Origin of the sequence: Actinomadura geliboluensis (assembly GCF_043197915.1) — a bacterium.
GTDB lineage: Bacteria > Actinomycetota > Actinomycetes > Streptosporangiales > Streptosporangiaceae > Spirillospora > Spirillospora geliboluensis.
In genome coordinates, this window is the sequence record NZ_JBICUA010000002.1 from 109,558 (window position 1) to 136,456 (window position 26,899).

A 26,899-nucleotide genomic window follows, 5' to 3' on the forward strand; every position below is an offset into this window, starting at 1 on the left:
AGGCGCCCTATCGCAGAGCGCGGAAATGCCGCGTGGCAGGGTGGGAAGTATGCGGGGAGATTTCGAGCTGGGACCGGACGACGGGCACCTGCTGCTGCGCACGGGCCGCAGTGGGCTCGGCCGGCGGGCGGGGCACGACCTGACGATCGAGGCTACCCGGTGGTCGGCGGCGGTGCGGGCCGGGGAGCCGCTGTCCGCGTCGTCGGTCGAGGTGACCGTCGAGGTGGACGGGCTGGAGGTCCGCGAGGGCAGCGGCGGCGCGCTGCCGCTGTCCGACCAGGACCGCGCGGACATCCGCAGGAACCTGCGCAAGGTCCTCGACAGCGGGCGGTACCCGGAGATCACGTTCGTCTCGACTGCGGTCGGGGAGGACGCCGTCGAGGGCGATCTGACGATCATGGGCCGGACGAAGCCGGTGCGGGTGGCCGCCTCCCTGGACGGCGGCCGGGTGCGGGGCTCCGCCACGGTCACGCAGACCCGCTGGGGCGTCAAGCCCTACTCGGCGTTCTTCGGCGCGCTCCGGCTCGCCGACGACGTCGAGGTGGAGTTCGACATCAGGCTTCCCGAGTAGCGGTCTCCCGCCGGGCGCGTGCCGCGCGCGCGAACTGGTCGTCCAGGCTGCGTGGGAACGGCAGGATCCGGTGCCGTTCGCGCCAGGGCGCGTACTGGCGGACGGCGTTGAACCCGGCCGCGGTGATGATGCGTTCGACGTTCGGACCCGGCGCGTAGGCGGGGTAGACGTCCAGATGGGCGATGCCTTGGGGCAGACCATGCGGCCGTTGGGGCGACACCAGCGTCATCGGCGGGCGGACCCCTTCGGCGGACGCCATGTCCCGCGCATAGGCGACGAGTTCAAGGGTCTCCAGGTCGGGCCCACTGTGGACGATGAGCCAGCCGTCCACATCGACCGGTTCCGATGGGGGATCGGTGAGCACCAGCGGCGAGACCTCGTCCGATACCTCGCGCAGATAGGCGTCATGGGCGGGGGCCAGCGGCTCCAGGACGAACGTGCGGTCGAAGCGCGGCGGGTCGGCGGGCAGCAGAGGACGGTACGCGTCCCAGCGCAGCAGCCGGGCCAGGTGCGTGACCCTCGTCCCGGACGGGAAGCGGGTCAGTTCGCCCTTCAGCCCGGCGGGGAACGCGTCGACGACCACCTCGTCCGGTGCGAGCCCCGCCGCGCTCTCCACGACCTGCCAACCGCCCGTGACGCGCGCGTCGCCGCCGAACCGCGAACCGGTCACCACCGTCACCGGGCCGTCCATGCCCAGGGTGAGCAGCGCCGCCCGGAGCCGCGTCAGATGGCCGAGCCCGTCCCCGGCGGCGTAGCAGACGATCACCGGGCCGCGTCGAGGACGGCCAGGTAGCCGGCGGTCTCGGCGGCCGGGGTGAAGTCGCGGCGGATCCGCTCCGCGCCCGCCGCGCCGAGCTTCGCCAGCTCGTCGGCGCCCGCGCGGGCGGCCCGGTCGACGGCCGCGCGGCAGGCGTGCGCGTCCCCGGCGGGGAACGCGAACCCGATCTCGTCGTCCACCAGGTCGGCGAGGCCGCCGCCGTCCGAGGCGAGCAGCGGCACGCCGAGCGCCGCCGCCTCCAGCGCCACGTTCGGCATCCCGTCATAGAACGACGGGAGCGCGACGAGGTCGCAGCCCGCGTAGACGGCGGGCAGGTCGTAGCGCTCCATGAACGGTAGGAAGGAGTGCGGGACGTCGTGCGCGGCGAGCCACTCCCGCACCGACTCCTCGACCTCGCCGACGAGCACCAGGTGGAACGCGCCGGCGTGCCCGGACGCGGCCAGCGCGTCCAGCAGGAACCCGACGCCCTTCTTGACCTTGAGCTGCCCGATGAGGCCGATCGTGCGGCGGCCCGGCTCGACGTTCGCGTCCCGCCACGCCAGGCCCGAGGCCCGCTCGGACGGCAGGATCCGCCACTGCGCCGTGTCGACGCTGTTCGCGACGAACTCGACGGCCGCGTCCGGGGCGAGCGCCGCCACCAGCGGCGCGTGCGACCGGGCGACGACGCAGACCTGGGCCGAGGCGCGCAGCGCGTCCGCCAGCACGCCGCGCCGCCGCATCGAGAACACGCCCACGTCGATGTCGTTGCCGCGCAGCAGCGTGACCAGCGGGGCGTGCAGCAGCGAGGACAGGACGGGCGCGGCGAGCATCGCGTACACGCCGCCGAACGCGACCACATGGCTGTAGCCGCTGAGGTCTTCGGCGTTGATCGTCGTCCACAGCCGGCGCAGAGCGTGCTCGGAGTCGTCGCCGAGCGGGGCCGTCAGCAGCCGCCCGCCGTGCTCCCGCTTCACGCCCCACGGGCGGGCGCGCCGCGTCAGGTGCGCGACGTCCACCTCGACCCCGGCGCCGCGCAGGCCCCGCACGATCCGGTCGCACGACTGCGCCATGCCGCCCTGGCTCGGCGGGTAGTGCTCGGTGAGCCACAGGACGCGGTGCATCAGCTGTCCACGAAACCGGTGTCGTCGTCCGGACCCCAGTCGCCGCCGTAGGAGTAGTCGTCACCGGGGTTGAACGCGCCTCGGTCGTACTCGTCGAACGACGAGTACCAGTACGTGTCCTGGTAGGTCTGCGAGCTGCGGTGGTAGTACTCGCGCCGGCGGTTGCCCACCCACGTCGGGTCGTGCGGGTCCTGCGTGCGGTACCCGCGCGCCGCCGCGCACGCGGGGCACGCCCCGCCCGGCGCCGCGTGCGCCGCGCAGACGGGCCGCGAGCAGTGCGGGCAGGTCGCCACCGCCGCCTGGCCGCAGCGGCCGAGGACGAAGAAACCGGTGGTCACGGTGCAGCGGGTCACTTGGCCCTCCTCGCGGCCGTGCCGGGCGGGGTCCACCGGAACGGCTCCGTCGACACGTCCAGGATGCGGTCGAGCATGGCCTTGCCCTCCTGCACGCCGCGCAGCTTCCCGTCCACCCGGATCACCATCCGCTTCCCCGGTTTGACCTGCACCTTGAGCCAGCGCGGCGGCGGTGACGACGGCTGCCGGACGACCGCGTCCCGGCCCAGCCGCCGGGTGACCCGCACGAGCTGGGTGGTCTTCGTCTTGGTCTTGATCTTGACCTTGCCGCGCGGGTTGCGCTTCTTGCGCCGGCGGTAGCGGACCCGGTCGGTGACGGCGAGCTCCAGGACGCTGCCGTCGCGCAGCTCCGCCCGCATCCGCAGCCACGGGTCGAACGCGTACCACTGCTTCATCGAGATGACCGGCCGCTGGACGGGCACGTCGTGCTGCGGGCCGCACTTCTCCGGCAGGTCGGAGCCGCGCAGGTCCGCCGCGACGGACAGCACACCGTCCGGCGGCATGTCGGCGGCCAGCACCCGCAGCAGCGGGACGAGGACGGCCGGGACCCGCCCGGAAAGCTGCCACTTGCGCCGCTTCACCACGGTGCGGTGCCCCGCGAGGCTCTGGATCACCGGCTCCCAGTCGTCGCGCCGCAGCGAGACGGAGAACCCCTTCTCCAGCGTGAGCGCCTTGTGCAGCGGATGGAACCGCTCGATGGCGGCCTTCTGCTTACGCCAGAACATGTCGAACCACCTATCGACCTAGCGTGCGGTAGACCTCGGCCAGCCGGGCGCGGGACCGCGCCCAGGTCAGGCTCTCCTCGATGTGCTCGCGGCCCCGTCGCCCCATCGCGGCGGCCTCGTGCGGGTACTCCAGCAGGACGCGGACGGCCCGCGCCAGCTCGGCGGGACGGTCGGCCGGGACGAGCCGCCCGTGCTCCCCGTCCGCCATCAGCTCGCGCACCGCCGGCAGGTCCGACGCGACGACCGGGACGCCCGCCGCCATCGACTCGATGACCTTCAGCGGCGCGCAGCCCTGGTCGAGGTTGCGGGCGCAGCCGGTCAGCGGCGCCAGCGACGCCTCGGCGTGCGCCAGCCAGGCGGCGACCTCGTGGTGCGGCAGCGTGAACCGCCAGTCGATCCGGTCGGCGACCCCGAGCCGCTCGGCGAGCCGCCGCACCGGCTTCGCCCGCCGCTCCGGGACGGACGCGCAGACCACCAGCCGCAGCCCGTCGAGGTCGGCGAGCCGGGCGAACGCGCGCATCAGCACGTCCAGCCCCTGCCACGGCTGCATCGCGCCGACATAGATGACATAACGCTCAGGCGCATCGGCGGGCCGTTCGGTTTCACCGGGCACGTCCGCGCCGTTCGGCACCAGACGCACCTTGTGCTCGGGAACGCCCCGCTCCCGGACCGCGTCGCCGATCACCCGCGACGGCACCACGACCGCGTCGCTGCGCTCCAGGCAGAACCGCTCCAGCTCGCGGATCTTGCCGAGCGTGCTCGGCGCCGCCCACGGCCACGTGTGGCTCATCTCGATGGACGGCAGGCCGTTGACCTCGTACACGACCTTGTGGCGGCGGCCGTCCGCGACCGCCGGCAGCGCGCTCCAGGGGTCCCGCACATGGCAGACCTCAAGGGTCTCCCAGTGCGGCGCCAGATGGTCGGCCACCCAGCCGGAGAACGCCTCGGCCCGGTCGATCAGGTTCGGGACGGGCGTGTCGAACCGCGCGATCTCGCGCGTCCCCTCCCGCTGGTAGCGGGGCAGGTCACCGCCGCCGATCACGCCGAGGAGCCCGCCGCCGTACCGCTCGAACAGCTCGTCGGCCATCTGCGCGATGTGCACCGCCGACCCCTTGCTGGACGGGAACCGATCGAACGCGACGTAGGCCGCTCTGTGCCTCATCCGACGCGCACCTCCGCCGACGCCCGATGCCAGGCGATCTGGTCGTCGAGCCCCTCCCGCAGGCCGATCGCCGGCTCCCAGCCGAGCAGCTCCCGGGCGCGCCCGGTGTCGGCCCACGTCCGGTGCGCGTCACCGGCCACCGGCGTCTCCCGCTGGATCTCCGCCTGGACGCCAAGGGCGTCGACGAGCATCGCGATCGCGTCCCGCACGGCCACATGCTCGGGATGGCCGACGTTGACGGCGATGCCGGACGGCAGCTCCTCGGCCGCCGCCGCGAGCGTCGCCGCCACCACGTCCCGCACATGCGTGAAGCTGCGCGACCGGTGCCCGTCGCCGAACACCGGCAGCGGGCGCCCGTCCAGCGCCGCCTCCACGAACCGGTGGAACGCCATGTCGGGCCGCTGCCGGGGCCCGTACACCGAGAAGTACCTGAGCACGACGACGCGGAGCCCGGCGTCCGCCGCGAGGCCCGCGAGCCGCTCCCCCTCGACCTTGCTGACCGCGTAGGGGCTCTCCGGCCGGAGCCGGTCGTCCTCCCGGTTCGGCCGCCGCCCCGCCGACCCGTACACCGACGAGCTCGACGCGACGACCACCTTCGGCCTTCGCCCCGCCGTCAGGCACGCCGCGAGCAGCCGCCGCGTCGCCGTCACGTTGTCCCGCTCGGCGACGGCCCGCCCCGGCCCCCACGAATCCCGCACGCCGGGCCGCCCCGCCAGATGCAGGACGACGTCCGCCCTGGCGACGGCGTCCAGCTCGTCCACCGCGAGATCGACGTCGGCGGCGACTACACCGGGCCGCGCCGCGACCCGCGCCCACGTCCGCCGGGCGAGCTCCGGAGTCAGCGACCGCGCGGGCGCGTCGACGGCGAGCACCTCGTGCCCGGCCCCCGAGCACGCGTCGACGACATGGCTCCCGATGAACCCCGCAGCACCCGTCACGACCACCCGCACCCGGGCACTTTATCCGTAGGACCCCGAACCCGGACAGGGCTCGCGTCCCAGCTCAACCAGGACGATCACCGGGACGGATGGAGCGAACATAGCCGCCCACTGTCGTTACTTAGGGTTAGTTTTCGGTCACAGAGGGGCAGGACTGCCATGCCTGTCAACACACTTATGAAAGGGAGAGTTCGTGAAACTACGCCATAGTTTCGCAACCCTGCTGCTCGCGGGCACCGTCGGCGCCGGCCTCGCCGGCGCGCCCGCCGCGCAGGCGTCGGCTCCGCCGGCCGCCGAAGGGACGAGCACGCCGACGGCCGCCGCGTACCAGTACGCGACGGGGAAGGTGATCAGCCGTCACCGGCTCGCGATCCGGTCGAAGCCGACCACGCACTCCAAGTGGGTCGGCTGGCTGAAGCCGGGCCAGCGGTTCTTCGTCAAGTGCTGGACGCGGGGGCAGAAGGTCCGCCACACCCGCGTCTGGTACCGCATGGGGTACAGCAGCCCCAAGGACTACGTCTCGGGCGCCTACGTCCGGATCGTGAAGGGCAAGGTCCACCGCTGCTAGCCGAGCCGGATCCGGGGGCAGGGGCGGTCCGCCGCCCCTGGCCCCTCACCCGCCGGCCCTGGATTCTCATCCGCCGGCCATGGCGCCGACCACCATGAACGGCTCGGCCCCCGCCGCGACACGCGCGGGCAGGACGGTCTCCGGCGGGTCATGGGAGAAGTCCTCCTCGCAGGCGAAGAAGCGGACGAACGCGCGGCGGCGACCGGTGGAGCGGTCCCGGATCGTGCCGCGCAGCACCGGGTACCGCGCCTCCAGGGCGTCCAGCACCGAGCACAGCGTGACCGGCTCGCGCACGTCCAGCTCCACCTCGCCCTCCACCTCCGCCAGGACGCGCAGGTGCGCGGGCAGCACGACGCGGATCACGGCAGCGTCTGGACTTCCACCGACAGCACCGCCGGCAGGTCGCGGACGATCGGCGCCCAGGTGTCCCCGGCGTCGGCGGACGCGTACACCTGCCCGCCCGTCGTGCCGAAGTAGACGCCGCACGCGTCGAGCGAGTCGACGGCCATCGCGTCCCGCAGCACGTTGACGTAGCAGTGCTCCTGCGGCAGCCCCGCGGTCAGCGGCTCCCACTCGTCACCGCCGACCCGGCTGCGGTACACGCGCAGCCGCCCCTCCGGCGGGTAGTGCTCGGAGTCGCTCTTGATCGGGACGACGTACACGGTGTCCGGCTCGTGGGCGTGCACCGCGACCGGGAACCCGAAGTCGCTCGGCAGGTCGCCGCTGATCTCGTGCCACGTCTCGCCCGCGTCGTCGCTGCGCATGACGTCCCAGTGCTTCTGCATGAACAGCACCTCGGGCCGCGACGGGTGCATCGCGATGCGGTGCACGCAGTGCCCGACCTCGGCGTCCGGGTCGGGGATGCCCTCCGACCGGAGCCCGCGGTTGACCGCCCGCCACGTCTTGCCGGCGTCGTCCGTCCGGAACACGCCCGCCGCCGAGATGGCCGCGTACATCCGCGCCGCGTCCGCGGGGTCCCGCACGATCGTGTGCAGGCACATCCCGCCCGCGCCCGGCTGCCAGGACGGCCCCGACCCGTGCTCGCGCAGCCCTGGCAGCTCCTGCCAGGACGCCCCGCCGTCGACCGTGCGGAACAGCGCGGCGTCCTCGACCCCGGCGTGCACGGTGTCGGGATCGGTGGGCGACGCCTCCAGATGCCAGACCCGCTTGAACTCCCACGGCCTGGGCGTCCCGTCGTACCACTGGTGCGTGCCGGGGACGCCGTCGTAGGCGAACTCGTTCCCCATCGGCCGCCAGGACGCGCCGCCGTCGTCCGACCGCTGGATCATCTGCCCGAACCACCCCGTGGACTGCGACGCGTACAGCCGCGCCGGATCGGCGGGCGACCCCGCCACGTGGTAGATCTCCCACCCGCCGAAGTGCGGCCCGCTGACCGCCCAGTCCCTGCGCGCGCCGTCCGCCGTGAGGATGAACGCGCCCTTCCGCGTACCGACGAGAACCCGAACCCCGGTCATGGTGCCCCCTCCAAGAGCCGTCCGGCATGACTTCACCGGCGATGCTGACTCCGGCCCTCCGGAAAACTCATCGGTGCTCCCACCACGGGATGCCGCCGTTCAGATCGCGAGCACCCGTCCGCGACAGATCCTTCGCGCCTTCGCGAGGGGTCAGCGGGGGCGGTTCACCCGGGTTTCGTCCCAGACGGGTTCGGGGGACTCGTAGACGGTGCCGTCGGCGCCGAAGATGAGGTGGCGGTCGAAGGCGCGGGCGAACCAGCGGTCGTGGGTGACGGAGATGACCGTGCCCTCGTAGGACTCCAGGCCCTCCTGGAGGGCTTCGGCGCTGGCCAGGTCCAGGTTGTCGGTGGGCTCGTCCAGGAGGAGGAGCGTGGCGCCGCCGAGTTCCAGGAGGAGGATCTGCAGGCGGGCCTGCTGGCCCCCGGAGAGGGTCTCGAAGGGCTGCTCGGCGCAGACGCTCAGCTCGTAGCGGGCCAGGGCGCTCATGGCGTCGTTGCGGAGGCGGGCGTGCTCGGTCATGACGATCTCGCACGGGGTGCGTCCGGCCAGGTCGGGACGGGCGTGGGTCTGCGCGAACAGGCCGGGGACGACGCGCGCGCCCAGGCGGGCCACGCCGGTGTGGGCGACGGGTTCCACCGGGGTCGCGCCTCGGGGGAGTGCTTCCGCGATGGCCGTGAGGAGGCGCAGGAAGTGGGACTTGCCCGAGCCGTTGGAGCCCAGGACCGCCACGCGCTCGCCGTACCAGATCTCGGTGTCGAAGGGCTTCATCAGGCCCGTCAGTTCCAGGTTCTCGCAGATCACCGAGCGCTTGCCGGTGCGGCCGCCGCGCAGGCGCATCTTGAGGTTCTGGTCGCGGGGCGGGATCTCGGGCGGGCCCGCCTCCTCGAACTTGCGCAGGCGGGTCTGCGCCGCGCGGTAGCGGGACGCGAAGCCGTCGTTGACCGTCGCCTTGGTGCGGAGCATGTTGACGAGGTCCTTGAGCTTCGCGTGCTCCTCGTCCCAGCGGCGGCGCAACTCTTCGAGCCGTTCGTTGCGGTCGCGGCGGGCGGCGGCGTAGGTGGCGAAGCGCCCGCCGTGGATCCACACGTTGGCCGCCTCGACGGTCACGATCCGGTCGGCGGAGCGGTCGAGGAGTTCGCGGTCGTGGGACACGAGCAGGACGGTCTTCGGGGTTTCGCGGAGTCGTTCCTCCAGCCAGCGCTTGCCCGGGACGTCCAGGTAGTTGTCCGGCTCGTCAAGGAGGAGGACCTCGTCTGGGCCGCGTAGCAGAGCTTCCAGCGCTAGGCGTTTCTGCTCGCCGCCTGAGAGGGTGCGCACCTCACGCCAGCGGCACGAGTCGTAGGAGACGCCCAGCGCCGCCACGCAGCAGGCGTCCCAGAGCACCTCGATCTCGTAGCCGCCCGCGTCGCCCCAGCCCGAAAGGGCCGTGGCGTAGCGGAGCTGCGTCGGTTCGTCGTCGCGCTCCATCATCGCGAGCTCGGCCGCCTCGACCGCTTCGGCCGCCGACCGCACGCGGGGCGGCGCCAGGGACAGCAGCAGGTCGTGCACCGAGGAGTCGTCCCGCATGCTGCCGATGAACTGCCGCATCACGCCGATGCCGCCGCTGTGCCCGACCGTCCCGGACTGGGGGACGAGGTCCCCGGCGATCAGCCGCAGGAGGGTCGTCTTGCCGGCGCCGTTCGGGCCGACGAGGGCCGCCGTGACGCCTTCGCCGACGCGGAAGGACACGTCGTCCAGGAGCGTGCGGCCGTCCGGCAGCACATGGCTGATATGGCCGACTTCGACGTGTCCCACGTTTCTCCCCCTCGATGACCCATCGAGTCTCCGGAGGCGACGGCGGGGGCGTCAAACGGTTTTCGCGGGGCGTGTCGGCGGTTGCGGCTATGATCTCCGGCTCCCGGAGAGGTTGGATGATGACGGCGACACAAGAGGCCCCCGCGTGCTACAGGCACCCCAAGCGTGAGACGTACGTCCGCTGTTCGAGGTGTGACCGCTACATCTGCCCGGACTGCATGCGCACGGCGGCGGTGGGGCAGCAGTGCGTCGACTGTGTACGGGAGGGCAACAAGACCGTCCGGCAGGGGCGCACGGTCTTCGGCGGCACGGTCTCGGTCACGCCGTGGGTGACGTACGTGCTCATCGCGGTGAACGTGCTGGTCTATCTGGGTGAGCTGGCCAAGCCGGATCTCGTCGACAAGCTCGGGTCGCTGGGCATCGGGCTCGTCGGGCCGGACGGCGACCTCTTCGTGGCCGACGGGACGGCCTACGCCGGGTTCGAGTCCGTTGGGGTGGCCCACGGCGAGTGGTACCGGCTCATCACGTCGGCGTTCGTGCATCTGCCGCCGACGGAGGGCGGGTTCGGGATCCTCCACATCGTGTTCAACATGTGGTGGCTGTGGCGGCTCGGCCGGCCGACCGAGGAGATGCTCGGCCGCGGGCGGTTCCTCGCCCTGTACCTGCTGTCCGCGCTGGGCGGCTCGGTGCTCGGTTACCTGATCGACCCGGGCATGAACGCGGTCGGCGCGTCCGGGGCGGTGTTCGGGCTCACCGCCGCCTACTGGATCTTCATGCGCCGGCTCGGGCACCGCATGGACGAGGCGAACCGGCTCGTCGTGCTCGCCCTGATCTGGCTGGTCGTCTCGGCCGGGATCGCCTCCTGGCAGGGGCACCTGGGCGGCCTTCTGGCGGGCGGCGCCGTCGCGATCGCCTTCGCCCACGCCCCGCGGGAACGGCGGCTTCTCGTCCAGGCCGGTGCCGCCGCGGCCGTGTTCGTCCTGCTGGCCGTCCTGGTGGTGGTCAAGACGGGGGAGCTGGGCGGCACCCTGCTGTGACCCTTCAGGCCGTCTTGGCCAGCAGTGCTTCGACGTGGGCGGCCACCGCGTCCAAGGCGATCTTGGACGTCTCGCCGGTGGCACGGGTGGTCACCTCGGCGACGCCCTCGGCCAGGCCGCGGCGGCCGATCGTCACGCGGAACGGGATGCCGGTCAGCTCCGCGTCGCGGAACTTCACGCCCGCCCGCTCGGGACGGTCGTCGATCACGACCTCCGCCCCGGCGGCCGACAGCGCGGCGTAGACGCCCTCCGCCGCCCCCGACACGCCCGGGTCGTCGGACTGGGCGGGGACGACCACCACCTGGAACGGCGCCACGGAGACGGGCCACACGATGCCGCGCTCGTCGTGGTGGGTCTCGACGATCGCGGCCATCGCCCGCTCCACGCCGATCCCATAGCTGCCCATGACCACCGGGACGCGCCGGCCGTCCGGGTCCAGGACCTCGACGCCGAGCGCCCGGGAGTAGCGGTCGCCGAGCTTGAAGATGTGTCCGACCTCGATGGCGCGGACGATCTCCAGCGGCGTCCCGCAGCGGACGCACGGCTCCCCGGCCGCCACCTCCCGCAGGTCGGCCCAGGCGCCGACCTCGATGTCGCGCCCGACGTCCACGCCGCGCAGGTGGACGTCGTCGGTGTTCGCGCCGGTGAACATGTCGCGGCGGCCGCGCAGCGCCTCGTCCGCGATCACCGGGAGGGCCGCGCCGACCGCGCCGAGGCTGCCGGGCAGCGCGCCGAGCGCGTCCTGGATCTCCTGCGGCTCGGCGGCCCGGATCTCCGCCGCGCCGGTCGCGTCCACGAGCTTCTGCTCGTTCAGCGGATGGTCGCCGCGCAGCAGGACGAGCGTGAGCGCGCCGTCCAGCATGTACACGAGCGTCTTGATCTGGCGGTCGCCCGGCGCGCCGTAGGCCAGCAGATCCTCGATGGTGCGGACGCCGGGCGTGTCGAACCGCTCCGGCCCCGGCAGTCCGGGGCCGTCGGACGCGGCCGGCAGCGCCGACGTCGCCCGCTCGACGTTCGCCGCGTACCCGCAGGACGGGCAGTGGGCGACGAGGTCCTCGCCGGCGTCGGACGGGCACATGAACTCGGTCGAGCCGGAGCCGCCCATGGTGCCGCTGGACGCCTCGCACACCAGCGTCGGCACCCCCAGCCGCGCGAAGATCCGCGTGTAGGCGCCCTGGTAGGACGCGAACGACGCGTCGAGCCCGGCGGGGTCGACGTCGAAACTGTAGGCGTCCTTCATGGTGAACTCGCGGGTCCGCATGAGGCCGCCCTTGGGGCGCGGCTCGTCCCGGAACTTCGTCTGGAACTGGTACCACTGCTGCGGCAGCTGCCGGTAGGAGCTGAGCTCCCGCGCGACCGTCGCGAAGATCTCCTCGTGCGTCATGCCGAGGGCGTGGTCGGCGCCGCGCCGGTCGCGGAGCCGGAACATCTCCTGGCCCATCAGCTCCCAGCGGCCCGACCTGCGCCACGGCTCCGCCGGGTGCAGCGCCGGCAGCAGCATCTCCTGCGCGCCGATCCCGTCCATCTCCTCCCGGACGATGGCGATGATCTTCGACCGGACGCGGACGGCCAGCGGCAGCAGCGAGTAGTGCCCGGCGGTGAGCTGCCGGACGAACCCGGCGCGCAGCAGCAGCCGGTGGCTCGCCGCGTCCGCCTCCGCCGGGTCCTCGCGGAGCGTGGGCGCGAACATCTGGGACCAGCGCATCCCGCGAGGGTAGCGAAGGTGCCCGGACCGATGCCGAGGGTCAGTACCCTTGTTTGCCGTGAGTCGAGAAGGTGTGACGCCGCAGAGCGAGGATTTCTCCGCCTGGTACAACGAGGTGGTCGTGCAGGCCCAGCTCGTCGACCGCGGCCCGGTGCGCGGCACGATGGTCATCCGACCGTACGGTTTCCGGATGTGGGAGCTGCTCCAGGCCGACCTGGACCGGCGCATCAAGGACGCGGGCCACGACAACGCCTGCTTCCCGATGTTCATCCCGGAGTCCTACCTCAAGCGCGAGGCCGAGCACGTCGAGGGCTTCTCGCCGGAGCTCGCGGTCGTCACCCACGCGGGCGGCAAGGACCTGGAGGAGCCGCTCGTCGTGCGGCCCACGTCCGAGACCGTCATCGGCGAGTACATGGCCAAGTGGATCGACTCCCACCGCGACCTGCCGCTGCTGCTGAACCAGTGGGCGAACGTCGTCCGGTGGGAGATGCGGCCCCGGATGTTCCTGCGCACGACCGAGTTCCTCTGGCAGGAGGGCCACACCGCGCACATCGACGAGGACGACGCGATGCGCGAGACGATGTGGGCGCTGGACGCCTACGCCGCCGTCGCCCGCGACCTCGCCGCGATGCCGGTCGTGCCGGGGGAGAAGACGCCCGGCGAGCGGTTCGCCGGCGCCGTCCGCACCTACACGATCGAGGGCATGATGCGGGACGGCCGGGCCCTGCAGGCCGGCACGTCGCACTACCTCGGCACCAACTTCGCCAAGGCGTTCGAGATCCAGTACCAGGACGAGGCGGGCAAGCTCACCCACGCCCACACGACGTCCTGGGGGATGAGCACCCGCATGATCGGCGGCGTGATCATGACGCACGGGGACGACAAGGGCCTCGTGCTGCCGCCGCGGCTCGCCCCCTACCAGGTCGTGATCGTCCCGATCGGGCGCAAGGAGCAGGGCGAGCAGGCCGCCGCGGAGGCCCGCAAGCTGGGCGCCGCGATCAAGGCGATGGGCATCCGGGTGCACGTCGACGACAACCGTCCGCAGCTGTCGCCCGGCTTCAAGTTCAACGAGTGGGAGATGCGCGGCGTCCCGGTCCGCGTCGAGCTCGGCATGCGCGACATCGAGAACGGCGTCGCGACCGTCGTCCGGCGGCTGCCCGAGGTGGGTTCGGGCGGTGTAATGCATGGAGCGGGGCAGGGCAAGGAGCAGATCCCGCTCGCCAAGGTGCCCGAGGTGCTGCCCGGGATGCTCGCCGACTTCCAGGCGTTCCTGCTGGCGAGGGCCGAGCGGTTCCGCGACGACAACACCGCCGTCGTGGACGGCTGGGACGCGTTCGCCGCGCAGGTCGCCACCGGCTGGGCCCGCGCCTTCCACTGCGGCGAGACCGAGTGCGAGGACGCGATCAAGGCCGACACCGCCGCGACCCCGCGGGTCATCCCGGCGGACGCGCCCGCGGAGACCGGCGCCTGCGTCAAGTGCGGCCGCCCGTCCGCCTACGGCAAGCGCGTCATCTTCGGCCGCGCCTACTGATCGAGAAGGGGCGCCCGCGCGGTCACGTGTCACCCTCCGCGCGGGCGTTCGCCTTCATCCGGGTCAGGTACGGCTGGACGAACCACACCCAGCCGCTCAGCGCCATGATCCCCACGGCCGTGAGGACGACCGGGACCGTCCGCTCCGACAGCGACTCGACGATCAGCATGGTCGCCGCGGTGATCGAGACCGCCAGCGCGAACGCGCCCGCGATGCCGTACCGGTTGGCCCGCTTGATCAGCAGTTCCTTCTGCCCGAGCCGGAACAGGATGCGGTGCTGGAACGCGGGCGCGATGAAGCAGATCGACGCGAACGCCGCGCCGAACAGCGCGATGTAGAACAGCGTCGTCCCGGCGCCGTCGACCTTGTCGAAACCGGCGGAGAACGGGACGGTCAGCAGGAACGCGAACAGCACCTGCACCCCGGTCGTCGCGACCCGGAAGCCCTGGAGCAGCTCCATCAGCTGCCGGTCCAGCCGCTCGTGCTCGGTCTCGTTGCGGGGCTTGTCGGCGGGATCGACGGTCATGTTCCCGATCTACCCGGCTAAACGACCATCATCCCGACATCTTGCCCGTGCGGGCTAGTTCAGCGTGGGCTGTTCCACCCGCAGCGCGAGCATCGACACGTCATCGCGCAGGTCGCCGTCGCAGAAATCGAGCAGCGCCCGCTCCACCCCCGCGAGCATGCCCTCCGGCGTGTCGCCGGCGTGCCCGGCCAGCGCCTCCAGCAGCCGCTCCTGGCCGAACTCCTGCCGCGTCATGTCGCACGCCTCCAGCACCCCGTCGGAATGCAGGATCAGCGTGTCGCCGACGGTGAGGTCGATGGTGTCGAGCCCGGCCTCGAAGTCCTCGAACAGGCCGAGCGGGACACCGCCCCGCGACGCCGACCTGATCACCCCGTCGGCGCGCACCACGATCGCCGGCGGATGCCCGGCCGTGCCCAGCGCGACGACGACCCGCTCGGTCTCCAGCGTCAGCCCCGCCATCACCGCCGTGACGAACCGGTCCTCCTCCAGCAGCGCCTCGTTCACGATGCCGAGGACGTCCCCTGGAGAGGACTTCCACCGCGACGCGAGCCGCACGCAGTGCCGCGCCGTCGCCGTCACCGCCGCCGCGTCCTCGCCCTTGCCGCACACGTCGCCGAGGACGAGCCCCCAGCCGCTCTCCGTGCGGAACACGTCGTAGAAGTCGCCGCCCACGTCCGAGCCGTGCGTGGACGTCAGGTACTTGGCCGCCACCCGCACGCCCGGGATCGACGGCAGCGTCTTCGGCAGCAGCCCCGCCTGCAGCGTGTCGGCGACCTCGGCGCGCCGCCGGTACAGCCGCGCCGCCCGGATCACCAGCGCCAGGTACCGGCCGAGCCGCTGCACGACCCCGAGGTCCATCAGGTCGAACGGGCCGTACTCGCCGCTCGCCGCCAGCGTGATCGTGCCGATCGCGCGGTCGCCGTCCTCGATCGGCACGCTCAGCACCGACGTCGCGCCGATCTTGCCGCAGACGGGCTGGCCGTCCGGGCAGACGCCGAGCACGTCGAGGTTCTCCAGATGCGGGCGCAGCGCGCTCTGCCGGGTGACGTACACCGTGTGCGGGAGAGTGCCCTGGCCGGGCTCGACCTCCTCCAGCATCCGCGCGGCCTCGACGGAGTGCTCGTCCTCCGGGCCCATCACCACCTGGCGGCGCAGCTCCGGCTTCGCGCCCGCCGCGTGGATGCCGCCCTGCGGCGCGCCGCCCGGCCCGCCGCCCGAGCCGGTCAGGTCGATGAACGCCCAGTCGGCCAGCTCCGCGGCCAGCAGCCGGGCGCAGCGGCGCACCGCCACCGTCTCGTTGAAGACCGGCTCGTCCAGCAGCAGCTCGCTCGCGGTGGCGAGGACGTCCATCCGGTGGACGATCGTCGCCACGGCCTCGTCGTCGGCCGGCGCGTTCTGCGCCGTCCGCCCCCGGCCCCGCGTCGGCTGCTTGCGCGGCTCGTCCTCGGTCGGGGTGGTGGTCGGCCCGGCCGCGACCACCACCATCGGGTCGGGTTCGCCGCGGATCCACACCCGCGCCAGCGTCACCACCGCGTCGACCGGGCGGTCCCGGCCGAGGAAGCGGACGTTGACGCGGCGGCGCCGCCCCGTCCGGACCACGGCGGCCAGCTGCGACCGCACCGCCGCCCGCGTCGCCATGTCGCAGAACGCCGTGAACTGCTTGCCCGACACGTACCCGGACGAGGTGCCGAGCAGCATCGCCGCCTGCCGGTTGACGCGGCGGACGCTGGTCGTCCGGTCCAGCAGGAACAGCGGGACGGGGGCGTCCTGGAACACGGTGCGCAGCACCCGGCGCTCGTTCTCCGCCGCGGCCGATCCGCCCTGCTCGCCGGCCTGCTCGCCGCCCATCGTCCGCAGCACGGTCAGCGCCAGCTCCAGCTCGACCAGCGCCGCGTCCAGCGTGGCGCGCAGGTCGGGCTCCGGGACGCCGGCGGCCTGGCGCAGCTCGCCGATGCGCCCCTCGAGGTCCGAGATCTCCCGGGTCAGCGACTCGGGTTCGAGCTGGTCGGGCTGATCGTGCATCTGGTCTCCCTCTCATCCGCGTCACACGGTGGAACCAGCTCGGTTCCGGCCCGGACCGACCACGATCCGCGGAACCGCTTCGAGCAGCCTATTCGCCTCACCCGCATGCGTCTGTAAGCACGGCCTAAGGAAGGCCCTGATGACCGACGATACGCTGTGCGAGCGCGGTCAGCTTCACATGACGCGTCTGTGAGATGCGGCGCATCTCGGCGAACGCCTCGTCGGCGTCGCACCCCAGCGCGTGCATCAGAATGCCCTTCGCCTGGTCGACGACGGCGCGCGCCTCCACCGCCTGCTGCAGCTGGACGGCGGTCCGGTGCACGTCGTCGTACTGCTGGCTGTTGGAGACGGCGGCGGTGCCCTGCGCGAGCAGCAGCGCCGCGAGCGCGTGCCGGCCGTGGCCGAGCGCCTTCGGCAGCACCCCGTACAGCGTCAGCGTGACCAGGACGGGCGGGTTCACGTGCGGGGTCGTGCTGAAGCAGCGCACCCCGCGGCGCAGCATGTCCGACATGGACTCGGGCCAGCGGGTCTCGGCGAGGATGTCGTCGGAGGTGAGCACCCGGCGCCCGCGCACCACGTCGAAGATCGGCCCGTGCCCGCGGGACAGCTGCCGGTCGGTCACCTCGGCGAGATCGGGATGGCTCGCGGCCGCCGCGAGCGGCTCGGGCCGCGCGTCCTCCGGCGCGCCGGCGTCCACGGCGATCTCCGCGCCCGCCGCCGTCGCCGCGTCCGCCGCGGCCTCGGCCGCCGGCCACGCGGTCGCCCCGCCGGCCGCCGGCGGCAGCGCCCACCGCACGCTCGCCGCTCCGGCGCAGCCCGGCACGGCGCGCGCGGCCAGCTCGGTCACCCGGTGCAGGGTGCCGACGTCGGAGGACTCCCCGACCATGCCCAGCCGGGCGATCTCGAGCGCGAGCTGGTCCGTCAGGACCGTTTCGGTGGCCGTCACCCCTCCGAGATTATCCTGGCCGGGCGGCTCCGGGGCATGCCCGCGCACCCGGCGGCCCTCGTGGTCCATGGGGGTCCTAGTTGTTGGGCGGTGCCTTGCTGATCTCTCCGAGCGGCCCCGCGTCCCCGTTCGCCATCGCGAGGTCGCCGATGGACACGATGCCCACCGGGCGCTGCTCGGCGTCCACCACGGGCAGCCTCCGCACGGCCTGCTCGCACATCAGCCGCGCCACGGTCCCGGTGTCGTCGTCGGGACGGACGGTGGTCAGCTCCGCCGTGCAGACGTCGCCGAGGGGCGTCAGTGACGTGTCACGGCTCTCCGCCACCGCGCGGACCACGATGTCGCGGTCGGTGACCACTCCGCACAGCCGGCCGGCATAGGTGACGAGCACATCGCCGATCCCCTCGTCCCGCATCACACGGGCCGCCTCGTACAGCGTCGCGTCCAGCGGCAATGACAGCGGGGCCTCCGTCATCACATCGCTGACCCTTGGTGGCATCGCGCGCACATCCTCCCGAATCGCCGGCGGCTCGCGTGGCCCGTGTGCGCGCCTTACCCAAGGTCGGCGCGCCTATTCGGACATATCCGCGATCGGCCACCGCTTCGCCCCGTTTCCCATGGTCAGAAGGCGAACACGGTACCGGTCCGCGACTGCATCGCGCAGTCGTTGCCGTACTCGGCGCGGAATCGCACCGGTTCTCCGTTCCACTGCCCTTCGGCTCGCGCGATGACCGGCGCGTGGACGGCGGTGCACATCCGCCCGTCCGGCGGATGCTCGAACTTCCCGCCGGACGCCTCCAGTTCGGCGCACGCCCGCGCCGCCGCGGGATGCCCGCCTCCCGGCGGATCGCAGCGCAGCGTGACGGTCCGCGTCCCGGACGTGTCGCGTCCGGGATGGGTGAGCGTGAGCCGCACCGTCGACTCCGACGGGACGACGGGCACAAGGGCGATCACCGCACCCGCGATGACCCCGGTGAGGAGGTTCGACACGAAAGACTCCGAGTGGTCGAGGGACCCTGAACTCAGAGTAGCGACTCAATGACGTTCTGTACGGAGAAACAAGTGATCCCGCAGCCACGGGGCAGCTGCGGGACCACGCTTTTCGATCATCGCGTTTTGATCATTTTCCTCGCCAAGCCACGCACGAACGGAAAGGCACACTTCCGTAACTCCAGCCCGCGGCGACCCCCATTCGCGATCGCGTGCGAAGCCAGGTTTCGAGCGAAGCAAGAAACCTGATCGCGAAGCGAGCCGCAAGGCGAGCCGGAGCGATGCCAGCGATCGCGTTCTGCCCGTGGAAGGAAGGGCCGCCAGGCCCGACCGCCGAGGGCAGAACAAGAAATCACGCCGCGAGGATGTGGGCGGCCCGGCGGTGGTCGGCGAGGGATTCGCGGAGCTGCTTGCGGCCGCGGTGCAGGCGGGACATCACCGTGCCGATGGGGGTGCCCATCATCTCGGCGATCTCCTTGTAGGCGTAGCCCTCGACGTCGGCGAGGTAGACGGCGTCGCGGAAGTCCTTCGGCAGGGCGCGCAGCGCGTCGATGACCTGCGAGTCGGGGATGCGGTCGAGGGCCTCGGACTCGGCGGACCGGAAGCCGGAGGCGTCCGCCTCGGTCTGCGCGAGCTGCCACTCCTCCAGCTCCTCGGAGCCGGCGCGCTGGGGCTCGCGCTGCTTCTTGCGGTAGGTGTTGATGAAGTTGTTGGTCAGGATCCGGTGCAGCCAGGCCTTGAGGTTCGTGCCCTCCTGGAACTGGTGGAAGTTCACGTAGGCCTTGGCGAGGGTCTCCTGGACGAGGTCCTCGGCGTCGGCGGAGTTGCGGGTCATCCGGACGGCGCTGGCGTAGAGCGGGTCGGCCAGCGGAAGCACGTCCCGCTCGTAGCGCTGGGTGCTCTCGATGTTCGTGGTGCTCCTCTTCGCGCGGTCGTTCGTCGTGGCGGTGCTCGCGGTGGTCTTGATGCTCATCGTGCCGCTGGTGCGGATCGTTCGGCTGGCGTCGCGGCCGTTGTCGCGGACAGGCGTGGTGACAGCGGTCATCGTCGCTCCCCGTGGTAGGGCCCGGTGCAACGGGCCGGTTGCATGGCGCGTGGTCGGGGGCACGCGCGGACCGGGCGGATGATGCCGCCCCCCGTTGAGTGGTACGTGCCACCGTTCCCGGCGGGTTCGGAGAAGGTCCCCGGTCTCGCGCGGAGGCTGGGCCGAGGGTTCTGCGCGGGTCGGCGGTGCCAGGGCGACCCCGGTGGTCCGGGACGTCGCGGGCGGTGCTCGATCAGGCGCTTGACCACCCGCCGGTGGTCTTCCTGTTAGGTAAGACGCATGGAAGGGTCCAAAAGGTTGCCTCACCTGGGGTGTCGCTCATCACATCCGCATGGCGTGTCGGCGAACCCGCTGTGAACCCTTGCTATAAGGCCCGCGAACGCCGGGCTATTCCCGGCGCCGGGAGGACGGGCCGGACGCGGGCCGCGGCCCCCGCCCGGAGCGTCGAGGCTCCGGGACGAGGGCCGCGTTCGGGGGCGTTCGCGGTCAGTCGAGCAGGTGGTCGAGGGCCTTGGTGATCAGGGTTGGGGCGTCGGGGGACTGCTCCACGCCGAAGCCGAGGAGGACGGTGTCCCGGGTCGCCACCGCGGAGACGGAGTCGATCAGGGCCTGCGAGCGGACGTACTCGGCGCCGTTGCCGGGGCTGCCGGCGGGGGCGCCCTGGATCGTCCAGGGGCCGAGTCCCGTCTCGAAGCCCTCGGCGTCGAGCTGGCCGCCGGACGTGGTCAGCCGGGTGTCGTCGATGAACAGCCCGGTTCCGCCGGTGGCGGGGTCGCTCACGTAGGAGATGGACACCTCCACCTTCTTGCCCGCGTAGGCGGACAGGTCGAACGCGGCCGGGACCCAGCCGTTGGAGTTGCCGGTGAAGGCGTTCCATTGACCCGAGGTGCCGGTGTTGCCGCAGGGGTTGCCGCCGGTGAGGTAGTGGCTGAGGAACGGGTGCATGTCCAGGTAGTAGCCCTGCTCGCACTGCTCCGGGACGGTGTTGCTCGTCCGGCCGTTCTTGTCGGGCAGCGTGGTCCAGTCCTCGGCCCCGGCGGTGTGCGCCTCGACGATGATGTTGTCGAAGCCCGTCTCGGTGCTGTAGGAGAGCTGGGCCTGCAGGGTGGGGGCCTGGGCCGCGGTGACCGACGTGAGGTCGATCGTGCGGGTCAGCCGGCGGTAGGCGCCGTCCTGGTGCGGGCCCGCGACGTACCACTGGCCCTCTACGGGCTCGCTGGGCGCGGCGGCGCCGGTGTAGTCGCCGGCCTTCCAGCTGGTGAACTGCGGGAAGTCGGCCTTGGGCAGGACGGTCGAGGTGACCTGGAACCCGCCGGCCTCGTTCACCGGGTTGGTCGCGGTGCCGGTGAGCTTGGACGTGACCCCGTCGAACGGGGCGCCGGTTCCGACGAAGCCCGTGGGCGCGCCCACGCGCTGCCTGTCGTAGGCCCCCAGGTAGTACTGGAGGAAGTCGTCCGACAGCAGTTCGCAGTCGTCCCGGAAGTTGCCGGTGACCACGCACGGCTTCTCAGGGTGGCCCTTGAGGCCGTAGTAGATGCCGCCTCCGTTGAGCCGGCTGATCGGGCCGTAGTAGCCGGTCGTCTCGCCGGTGTGGAGGAGCTTGCCGCCCTCGTTCAGGTAGGAGCGGACGGAGAGGACGAGGTCCTTCTCGCGGTCGGCCACCTGCGAGTCGGGGGCGTTGCCGATGTAGGTCTTCACCGGGTCGTCGGCCGCGTCCTGGGTGAGGCGGTTGTCGCCGAGGTACCAGACGACGGCCTTGAAGTGCTTCAGGACGCCGAGGTCGTGCGGGACGCCGTCCTTGTCGATGTCCCAGACGAGCGGCCGGTGGCCCGCCGCCTTGACCAGGTCGGCGTACTGGCCCGTGTACCGGGGCGCCTCGGCCGGGTAGGTCGGGTTGATTCCGGTGTAGTCCTCGTCGGCGACGATCAGGACGTCCGCTCTGTTCTGGTCGCGCACGGTGTAGGTGAAGTGCTTGCTCTCCACCTGCTTGTGGCCCTTCCTGCCGGTGAACCACACCTCGACCCGGTCGCCGGGCCGCTGCCGCTTGATCTCGCCGCGGTACTCGGCGTAGTAGACCTTGTTGTCGTGGCCGAACCGCTCGCCGCCGCGCCACTCGCGCACGTTCCCGCGCTGCACCCGGCCGCCGTTGACCCGGTAGCGCAGCTCCTTGTTCCGCAGCGACCTGCGGATCACGGACGCGACCTCCTGCGACGTCCCGTAGGACGTGCCGAACGCGTCGGTCTCGAAGTCGGGCGCGGTGCGTCCCACGGACGACACCGGCTCGTCGGGGGTGTGCGCGGACGTGCCGATCGACAGCGCGAACGGCAGGTTCTTCCGGAACTCGCGCTCGATCAGCGCCTCGTCGTCCGGGAACTCGAAGTCGCTGCCGCAGTCGCCGGGCTCCCAGGCGTCGTCCGGGTCCTCGTTGGCGGCCGTCGTGCAGGTCGCCATCTCGGGCGTGATCGAGAGCGTGCCGTACTGGTTGTCGACCTGGCCGTCGGTGTCGCCGTTGGTCGTGTAGAGCTGCGCGCCCAGCTCGGGCGTGTAGCCGGGGACGGCGGGGTGGTCGATGTCGCCGAGCAGCGCGTCGTGGATCGCGTCGTCCGGGCTGCGGGTGAGGGCCTGCCAGCCCACGCCGTGCAGCAGCAGCTGCGCCGCCGAGTGGTAGTTGATCAGGTAGGTGGGGCGGACGCGCTTGTAGAGGTTCAGCTGCGCCTGCGTCTCGGGCTCGGACCCCGGCGACCTGCCGCGGTAGGTCTGGCTGGACGGCAGGTCCGAGGAGCCCTCGTTGTCGTAGCCCCACTTGTAGGGGAAGTTCCGGTTCAGGTCGATGCCGTCCGCGCCGGTGATCTGGCCGTCGCCGTTGTTGTCGCGGACGTTCTTGCGCCACAGCCGGAAGCCGTCCTGGAACGTCAGGTCGTAGCCGTCGACGTTGACGACCGGGATGAACCACAGCTCCGTGGTGTCGATGACCTTGGTGAGCGCGGCGTCCGTCCCGTACCCGCCGACGTAGTGGTGCAGCAGCCGGCGGACCATCTCCGGGGTGATCCACTCGCGGGCGTGCTGGGCGGCCTGGTAGACGACGACGGGCCGCTTGTGCTGCCCGCGCCGCTCCTTGCCGGCGACCCGCACGGCGGTGATCGGCTGCCCCTTGATGGACGTGCCGATGTCCACGGCCTTCGCGATGGACGGGTGGTCGGCCGCGACCTTGAGCAGTTCCTCGCGGAGATTTCCGGGCCCGCTGTAGGGGCGGAAGACGTTCTGGGCGGCGGCCTTCGCGCGCGGGCGGGCGCCCTTCACGGCGGTGAGGCCGAGGCCCCGCGCGTTGAGCGCGGCGGCTTCGGTGCCGCTCATGACGACCTCGACGTGCACGCGGTCCTTCTGCGCGCTCTTGGAGAAGCCGACGTCCTCCCGGTCGAGGGCGGAGCCGTTCAGGACCTTCACCTGGTCGGGGGTCAGCTCCGCGGTGTAGACGCCCACGGCGGGGCCGGAGGCGGCCGACCCCGGCGCCGCCTCCGCGGGCGCCGCGACGAGCGCTCCGATCAGCAGCGCGGCCGTGGCGGCGATGGGCGTGAGTCTTCGATGCCGGACCGATGTGCGCGGCATTGCGCCTCCTGGCAGGGATCACAACGGGGGGTTGCGCGATCGTCTGCCGGAGGGCAAAGGGTGTCAATGGGGCAATAGTTGCCTAAGCCCGCATTTGGCCGCTGAATAACCCCGGGTGGTGCATTCTGGCGTTCTGGCCAGCTCCGGTCCGCGCGGGCGCCTTGGCGGACGCGCCCCCGTGTGCTCGCCGTTCCCGCGCTGCCCCTGATCGCGTTCGCCGCGCAATTCGGGCCCGTCCACACCCGCCCGCAGGCGGGTGGGCCCTTAGCCGAACCATTTTCGGCGGAGTCGCAGCGCACCTGCCTTACAGCAGGTAACGTCCCCTTTACCAGGCGTTGCCGGGGACTTCGGGCGTCCTGCGCCCGGAAGGGGGACAGCATGGTCATCGCCGACCTGCTGGGAGTGACCAAGATGGCCGCCATCACGCTCGACGAGCACGGCCACATCAACCACTGGGACGACACTGCCGCCGAACTCTTCGGGGTCGGGCCGCCGCGCGCCCTGGGCCGGCCGCCCGCGGCGCTGCTGCGGCTGCCGCCCGAGCACCGCGGCGCCTTCGAACCGGAGACCTTCGGGCACGTCTGGTGCGGCTCCTGCACCCTGCCGCGGGTCGACACCGGCGAGCCCGCCGAGATCGCGTGGTGGGTCTACCCCATCGACCGGGCCCCCGGCGAACGCGGCGTCAGCGTGCTGGCGCTCGCCGCCGACCTGCGCCGGCTCCGCCGCGACGGGATCGGCATCACCATCGGCGACCGGCTGCTCTCCCCGCCGGACGGGCCGGTCCCGGTCCGCCGCCCGGCCGCCCGGCTGCTCCGCGTCGAGCCCGCCCTCGCCGGCCCGTCCGGGGACGGCGCCGACGCCGTCGCGGGCTCGCTCGCCGGCCGGCTCGCCGAACTGCTGCCCGCGCTCGACCCGGCCGCGGCCGAGAAGATCACCCAGCGGGTGATCGGGCTCGGCTGCCCGGCCGTCTCGCTCGGGCTGACGATCCGGCTGCCGATCGTCCCGCACGCCGCGGGGCCGCCGGCCGTCCCGGCGCCGCGGCCCGCCCCGGCCCGCCGGCGGCGGCCCGCCGGGGCCGACGTCCCCGCCGCCTGGGAGCCCCTCGCCTACCTCAGCGAGGCCGGCGAGCAGATCGGCAGCTCCCTCGACCACCTGCAGGCCGCCCGGGCGCTCGCCGAGGTCCTCGTCCCGCGGCTCGCCGACTTCGCCGCCGTCGAACTGCTCGAACGCGTCGTCGCCGACTCCGCCCCGCCCGCCGACGACGTCGACGAGACCACCCCGATGCGCCGCGTCGCCGTCGCCCACAACGACGACCACGGGCGCTGGGACGAGGCCGTCCGCGAAGGGGAGCCGCTGTTCCTGCCGTCCGGCACGCCGTTCGTCCAGGCCATGCGGACCGGGCTCCCCGTGCACATCCGGCGCGTCGGCCCCGGGCAGGCCGCCAAGCTCGCCATCGCGTTCGGCAACCCCGAGCTGCGCCACCTGTTCGCCGGGCGCGCGATGCTGGTCGTCCCGCTGATCGCGCGGGGGCGCGTCCTCGGCACGTTCAAGCTGCTCCGCAAGCCCGACCGGCCCGGGTTCGGCGAACTCGAACTCGCCATGGTCGACGAACTCGCCCGCCGCGCCGCCCTGTGCGTCGACAACGGGCGGCTCTACCGGCGCGAGGTCCAGGTCGCCGAGAAGCTCCAGCGCAGCATGCTGCCCGACGACCCGCCCGACGTCGCCGGGGCCCGCGTCCGCTACCGGTACCGCCCCGCCGAGCAGGCCGCGCAGGTCGGCGGCGACTGGTTCGACGCCATCCCGCTGCCCGGCTGCCGGCTCGGCCTCGTCGTCGGCGACGTGATGGGGCACGGCCTCACCTCCGCCGCGATCATGGGCCAGATGCGCACCGCCGTGCGCACCCTCGCCGCCGAGGACATGCGGCCCGACCGGGTGCTCCGCCAGCTCGACGGCCTCGCCCGCCGGCTCGGCGAGGACTACCTCGCCACCTGCCTGTACGCGGTGTACGACCCGGTCGAGCGGCGCTGCACGTTCGCCAACGCGGGGCACATCCCGCCCGTGCTCGTGTCGGCCGCCGGTGAGAGCCGCGTGCTGGCCGTCCCGTCCGGCGTGCCCATCGGCGTCGGCGGCGAACCGTTCCAGACGATGGAGGTCGAGGTCGAGGACGGCTCCCAGCTCGTCCTGTGCACCGACGGCCTCCTCGAACGCCGCGACCGCGACATCGAGGAGGGCCTGGAGCAGTTGCGCGCGCTGCTCGCCGGGGCGTCCACCGACCTCGACGGCGCCTGCGACGACCTGCTCGCCGCGCTCGCCGCGCACACCCCCGCCGACGACATCGCCATCGTCGCGGTCGGCTGCGACGGCATCCCCAAGGACGAGGCCGCCGCCTGGGAGCTCGAACCCGAGCCGAACAGCGTCCCGTGGATCCGCGCGCAGGTCGCCGCCCGGCTCGCCGGCTGGGACCTGCACGCCCTCACCGACACCGCGCAGCTGCTCGTCAGCGAACTCGTCACCAACGCGCTCGTGCACGGCGCAGGCTCCCTCGCCGTCCGCCTGATCAAGGGCCGGACGCTGCTCTGCGAGGTCCACGACGACGGCCACGACCTGCCGCACCTCCGCCACGCCGAGGCCACCGACGAGTCGGGCCGCGGCCTCCAGCTCGTCGGCCACTTCGCCGCCCGCTGGGGCACCCACCGCACCGCCGCCGGCAAGATCGTGTGGTTCGAGCAGCGGCTGCCGCGCTGATGTGAGGTAAATGTTCCGTTGCCGCCAGATCCGCTCCGCCGTCCCCATCGGCTCTGATCGAATGGTGCCGACTACCCCCGGGGGACGAGTTTGGGCGAACATCTGACGCTGCCCGTGCCGGAGACCCTCTACGGAACCTACGCCGTGGCGCTCGCCGAACCGCTCACCGACCCCGCCGCCCTCGCCCGCGACCACATCGCCCGGCACACCGCGGCGCCGCTGCGCGACCTCGTCCTCGGCATGCTCGGCAGCCCCATGCTGACCCTCGACCAGCGCCCCGCGGCCGCCTTCCCGCCGCTGCCCCGCGACCTGCTCGCCGCCTACGGCGCCGCCGCCCCCGACCTGGAGGCGATCACGTCCGCCGCCCACCTGATCGCCGTCCGCGCCGCCTACCGCCCCGGCCGCCCGCCCGCGCACGAATGGGCGTCCCGCGCCGTCGCCGGGGCCCTGGGCGCCATCACCGGCGCCCCGGTGGTCGACGTGTTCACCCCGCAGATCCTGACGCCCGACCACCTCCGGCGCTCCCTGCCCGGCCCCGACGGCACCGTCCGGCTCACCGACTGGATGCTCCTCCCGCACACCGACGGCCCGGACGGCCTCTTCGTCACCACCAAGGGCCTCGCCCGGTTCGGCCTCCCCGAACTGCAGACCGAGGACGTCCCGCCCGACCTCCTCGAACCCTGGGGCCGCGTCCTCAACGGCCTCGCCCACCGCGTCCTCGACCTGTGGTTGGCCGAACTGCACGCGGGCGCCCTCACCGCCGACATCCCCGAGACCGTCCCGGTCGGCCTCCAGGACATCGCCGCCGCCCAGGGCACCCGCGACCCGACGAGCCGCGAGGTGCCCGTCCGCCTCCGCCTGGCCCCGGGCCCCGTCCTCACCGCCGGCGCCCCAGACACCCTCGCCCCCCTCTGCACCGCCCTCTTCGGCGGCCGACCTTGCCGATGATCTTGATAGGAGCGCAGGATCGACACCGTGAGATTCGGCCCGCGTGACCGCCCCAGCCCCGAACCAGACGACTCTCCCGGGGACCCCGTCCAAGTTCCCCACCCCGGAGACGTCCACGTCGCAGGCAAGCGCACGTCCGACTGGGTCCCCCACCCCACCCCGCCCGACCCCGGCGCACCCGCGAGCCCGCCCCCTGACCCCGCCGCCACACCCCCGGCCCTGCCGCCACCGTGGTACCCGAGCGCCCAACCACCAGAGCGGGACGTGACACCCGCGCCACCTCCCGCAGGCGACCAGCCGACCCAGCCATGGAAGCCGCACAATCCACCCGCCG

At 72.7% G+C, this 26,899-nt stretch carries 23 protein-coding genes; 6 read left to right on the top strand and 17 right to left on the bottom strand.

Going from position 1 to position 26,899, the window contains the following annotated elements; translation table 11 throughout:
* The first annotated feature begins 49 nt into the window (after positions 1-49).
* Positions 50-571 (top strand): YceI family protein, encoded by a 522-nt coding sequence (locus ACGFI1_RS06095; protein ID WP_392783548.1) that lies wholly within the window; start codon positions 50-52, stop codon positions 569-571.
* Here ACGFI1_RS06095 and ACGFI1_RS06100 read toward each other — a convergent pair.
* The 6 genes from ACGFI1_RS06100 to ACGFI1_RS06125 are packed head-to-tail and all read right to left on the bottom strand — an operon-like array spanning position 555 to position 5,639.
* Positions 555-1,337, bottom strand: coding sequence for a hypothetical protein (locus tag ACGFI1_RS06100; RefSeq protein WP_392783551.1), 783 nt, complete (start codon positions 1,335-1,337; stop codon positions 555-557). The genes ACGFI1_RS06095 and ACGFI1_RS06100 overlap by 17 nt on opposite strands.
* Positions 1,334-2,449, bottom strand: a complete 1,116-nt coding sequence (locus ACGFI1_RS06105) for a glycosyltransferase family 4 protein (protein WP_392783553.1) — start codon at positions 2,447-2,449, stop codon at positions 1,334-1,336. Before ACGFI1_RS06105 ends, ACGFI1_RS06100 begins: the two co-directional genes overlap by 4 nt.
* The gene (locus tag ACGFI1_RS06110) at positions 2,449-2,802 is read right to left on the bottom strand and encodes a hypothetical protein (RefSeq protein ID WP_392783556.1); all 354 of its coding nucleotides are present in this window, start codon (positions 2,800-2,802) and stop codon (positions 2,449-2,451) included. The genes ACGFI1_RS06105 and ACGFI1_RS06110 overlap by 1 nt, the downstream gene beginning before the upstream one ends.
* Entirely contained in the window at positions 2,799-3,527 is a 729-nt protein-coding gene (locus ACGFI1_RS06115) for a hypothetical protein (protein WP_301176566.1), read from the bottom strand. The genes ACGFI1_RS06110 and ACGFI1_RS06115 overlap by 4 nt, the downstream gene beginning before the upstream one ends.
* 10 nt (positions 3,528-3,537) lie before the next feature.
* Positions 3,538-4,689, bottom strand: a complete 1,152-nt coding sequence (locus ACGFI1_RS06120; RefSeq protein WP_387071390.1) for a glycosyltransferase family 4 protein — start codon at positions 4,687-4,689, stop codon at positions 3,538-3,540.
* Positions 4,686-5,639, bottom strand: a complete 954-nt coding sequence (locus ACGFI1_RS06125; protein WP_392783559.1) for an NAD-dependent epimerase/dehydratase family protein — start codon at positions 5,637-5,639, stop codon at positions 4,686-4,688. The genes ACGFI1_RS06120 and ACGFI1_RS06125 overlap by 4 nt, the downstream gene beginning before the upstream one ends.
* A 181-nt stretch (positions 5,640-5,820) precedes the next feature.
* Here ACGFI1_RS06125 and ACGFI1_RS06130 point away from each other — a divergent pair, with 181 nt between their 5' ends.
* The gene (locus ACGFI1_RS06130) at positions 5,821-6,195 is read left to right on the top strand and encodes a hypothetical protein (RefSeq protein ID WP_392783562.1); all 375 of its coding nucleotides are present in this window, start codon (positions 5,821-5,823) and stop codon (positions 6,193-6,195) included.
* 66 nt (positions 6,196-6,261) lie between these two features.
* On the opposite strand, the gene ACGFI1_RS06135 is transcribed toward ACGFI1_RS06130, so the two are convergent.
* From ACGFI1_RS06135 to ACGFI1_RS06145, 3 genes are all read right to left on the bottom strand, one after another.
* Positions 6,262-6,558 carry a MoaD/ThiS family protein gene (locus ACGFI1_RS06135; protein ID WP_301176569.1) on the bottom strand — a complete coding sequence of 99 codons (297 nt, stop codon included), beginning with the start codon at positions 6,556-6,558 and terminating at the stop codon, positions 6,262-6,264.
* Positions 6,555-7,670: a WD40/YVTN/BNR-like repeat-containing protein gene (locus ACGFI1_RS06140; RefSeq protein WP_392783565.1), complete on the bottom strand. Its 1,116-nt coding sequence runs from the start codon at positions 7,668-7,670 to the stop codon at positions 6,555-6,557. Before ACGFI1_RS06140 ends, ACGFI1_RS06135 begins: the two co-directional genes overlap by 4 nt.
* 150 nt (positions 7,671-7,820) lie before the next feature.
* A complete protein-coding gene (locus tag ACGFI1_RS06145; protein WP_138637314.1) occupies positions 7,821-9,464 on the bottom strand; it encodes an ABC-F family ATP-binding cassette domain-containing protein in 1,644 nt (547 codons plus the stop codon).
* A 218-nt stretch (positions 9,465-9,682) separates the two neighbouring features.
* Here ACGFI1_RS06145 and ACGFI1_RS06150 point away from each other — a divergent pair, with 218 nt between their 5' ends.
* Positions 9,683-10,501 carry a rhomboid family intramembrane serine protease gene (locus ACGFI1_RS06150; protein ID WP_240807718.1) on the top strand — a complete coding sequence of 273 codons (819 nt, stop codon included), beginning with the start codon at positions 9,683-9,685 and terminating at the stop codon, positions 10,499-10,501.
* A gap of 4 nt (positions 10,502-10,505) precedes the next feature.
* Here the strand turns inward: ACGFI1_RS06150 and ACGFI1_RS06155 are convergent, their stop codons facing one another.
* Positions 10,506-12,206 (bottom strand): proline--tRNA ligase, encoded by a 1,701-nt coding sequence (locus ACGFI1_RS06155; protein ID WP_392783570.1) that lies wholly within the window; start codon positions 12,204-12,206, stop codon positions 10,506-10,508.
* A gap of 58 nt (positions 12,207-12,264) precedes the next feature.
* Here ACGFI1_RS06155 and proS point away from each other — a divergent pair, with 58 nt between their 5' ends.
* Entirely contained in the window at positions 12,265-13,737 is a 1,473-nt protein-coding gene (gene proS / locus ACGFI1_RS06160) for a proline--tRNA ligase (protein ID WP_392783573.1), read from the top strand.
* A 22-nt stretch (positions 13,738-13,759) separates the two neighbouring features.
* Here proS and ACGFI1_RS06165 read toward each other — a convergent pair whose 3' ends face one another.
* The 7 genes from ACGFI1_RS06165 to ACGFI1_RS06195 all read right to left on the bottom strand — a co-directional run bounded on the left by ACGFI1_RS06165 (position 13,760) and on the right by ACGFI1_RS06195 (position 22,872).
* On the bottom strand, positions 13,760-14,263 hold the full coding sequence (locus ACGFI1_RS06165; protein ID WP_392783576.1) for a DUF6328 family protein: 504 nt from the start codon (positions 14,261-14,263) through the stop codon (positions 13,760-13,762).
* 54 nt (positions 14,264-14,317) lie between these two features.
* Positions 14,318-16,285, bottom strand: coding sequence for a SpoIIE family protein phosphatase (locus ACGFI1_RS06170; RefSeq protein ID WP_387071403.1), 1,968 nt, complete (start codon positions 16,283-16,285; stop codon positions 14,318-14,320).
* Between the two features lie 124 nt (positions 16,286-16,409).
* Positions 16,410-17,231 carry an ANTAR domain-containing response regulator gene (locus ACGFI1_RS06175; RefSeq protein ID WP_387071406.1) on the bottom strand — a complete coding sequence of 274 codons (822 nt, stop codon included), beginning with the start codon at positions 17,229-17,231 and terminating at the stop codon, positions 16,410-16,412.
* Between the two features lie 76 nt (positions 17,232-17,307).
* Entirely contained in the window at positions 17,308-17,706 is a 399-nt protein-coding gene (locus ACGFI1_RS06180) for a CBS domain-containing protein (RefSeq protein WP_240807723.1), read from the bottom strand.
* 146 nt (positions 17,707-17,852) lie between these two features.
* Positions 17,853-18,221 carry an SSI family serine proteinase inhibitor gene (locus ACGFI1_RS06185; protein WP_138637321.1) on the bottom strand — a complete coding sequence of 123 codons (369 nt, stop codon included), beginning with the start codon at positions 18,219-18,221 and terminating at the stop codon, positions 17,853-17,855.
* Between the two features lie 352 nt (positions 18,222-18,573).
* On the bottom strand, positions 18,574-19,266 hold the full coding sequence (locus tag ACGFI1_RS06190) for a sigma-70 family RNA polymerase sigma factor (RefSeq protein ID WP_392783581.1): 693 nt from the start codon (positions 19,264-19,266) through the stop codon (positions 18,574-18,576).
* Between the two features lie 486 nt (positions 19,267-19,752).
* Positions 19,753-22,872 (bottom strand): M14 family metallopeptidase, encoded by a 3,120-nt coding sequence (locus ACGFI1_RS06195; RefSeq protein WP_392783583.1) that lies wholly within the window; start codon positions 22,870-22,872, stop codon positions 19,753-19,755.
* Between the two features lie 378 nt (positions 22,873-23,250).
* Here ACGFI1_RS06195 and ACGFI1_RS06200 point away from each other — a divergent pair, with 378 nt between their 5' ends.
* Positions 23,251-25,617 (top strand): ATP-binding SpoIIE family protein phosphatase, encoded by a 2,367-nt coding sequence (locus ACGFI1_RS06200; RefSeq protein ID WP_392783586.1) that lies wholly within the window; start codon positions 23,251-23,253, stop codon positions 25,615-25,617.
* A 90-nt stretch (positions 25,618-25,707) separates the two neighbouring features.
* Entirely contained in the window at positions 25,708-26,565 is an 858-nt protein-coding gene (locus ACGFI1_RS06205; RefSeq protein WP_392783589.1) for a hypothetical protein, read from the top strand.
* Positions 26,566-26,899 lie beyond the last annotated feature (334 nt).

Bases quoted from the DNA above. Each gene is read 5' to 3' on its own strand.
- ACGFI1_RS06095 (WP_392783548.1), top strand. From the start codon at position 50: ATGCGGGGAGATTTCGAGCTGGGACCGGACGACGGGCACCTGCTGCTG.
- ACGFI1_RS06105 (WP_392783553.1), bottom strand. From the start codon at position 2,449: ATGCACCGCGTCCTGTGGCTCACCGAGCACTACCCGCCGAGCCAGGGC.
- ACGFI1_RS06115 (WP_301176566.1), bottom strand. From the start codon at position 3,527: ATGTTCTGGCGTAAGCAGAAGGCCGCCATCGAGCGGTTCCATCCGCTG.
- ACGFI1_RS06120 (WP_387071390.1), bottom strand. From the start codon at position 4,689: ATGAGGCACAGAGCGGCCTACGTCGCGTTCGATCGGTTCCCGTCCAGC.
- ACGFI1_RS06140 (WP_392783565.1), bottom strand. From the start codon at position 7,670: ATGACCGGGGTTCGGGTTCTCGTCGGTACGCGGAAGGGCGCGTTCATC.
- ACGFI1_RS06150 (WP_240807718.1), top strand. From the start codon at position 9,683: ATGCGCACGGCGGCGGTGGGGCAGCAGTGCGTCGACTGTGTACGGGAG.
- ACGFI1_RS06155 (WP_392783570.1), bottom strand. From the start codon at position 12,206: ATGCGCTGGTCCCAGATGTTCGCGCCCACGCTCCGCGAGGACCCGGCG.
- ACGFI1_RS06165 (WP_392783576.1), bottom strand. From the start codon at position 14,263: ATGACCGTCGATCCCGCCGACAAGCCCCGCAACGAGACCGAGCACGAG.
- ACGFI1_RS06170 (WP_387071403.1), bottom strand. From the start codon at position 16,285: ATGCACGATCAGCCCGACCAGCTCGAACCCGAGTCGCTGACCCGGGAG.
- ACGFI1_RS06180 (WP_240807723.1), bottom strand. From the start codon at position 17,706: ATGACGGAGGCCCCGCTGTCATTGCCGCTGGACGCGACGCTGTACGAG.
- ACGFI1_RS06190 (WP_392783581.1), bottom strand. From the start codon at position 19,266: ATGACCGCTGTCACCACGCCTGTCCGCGACAACGGCCGCGACGCCAGC.
- ACGFI1_RS06195 (WP_392783583.1), bottom strand. From the start codon at position 22,872: ATGCCGCGCACATCGGTCCGGCATCGAAGACTCACGCCCATCGCCGCC.
- ACGFI1_RS06200 (WP_392783586.1), top strand. From the start codon at position 23,251: ATGGTCATCGCCGACCTGCTGGGAGTGACCAAGATGGCCGCCATCACG.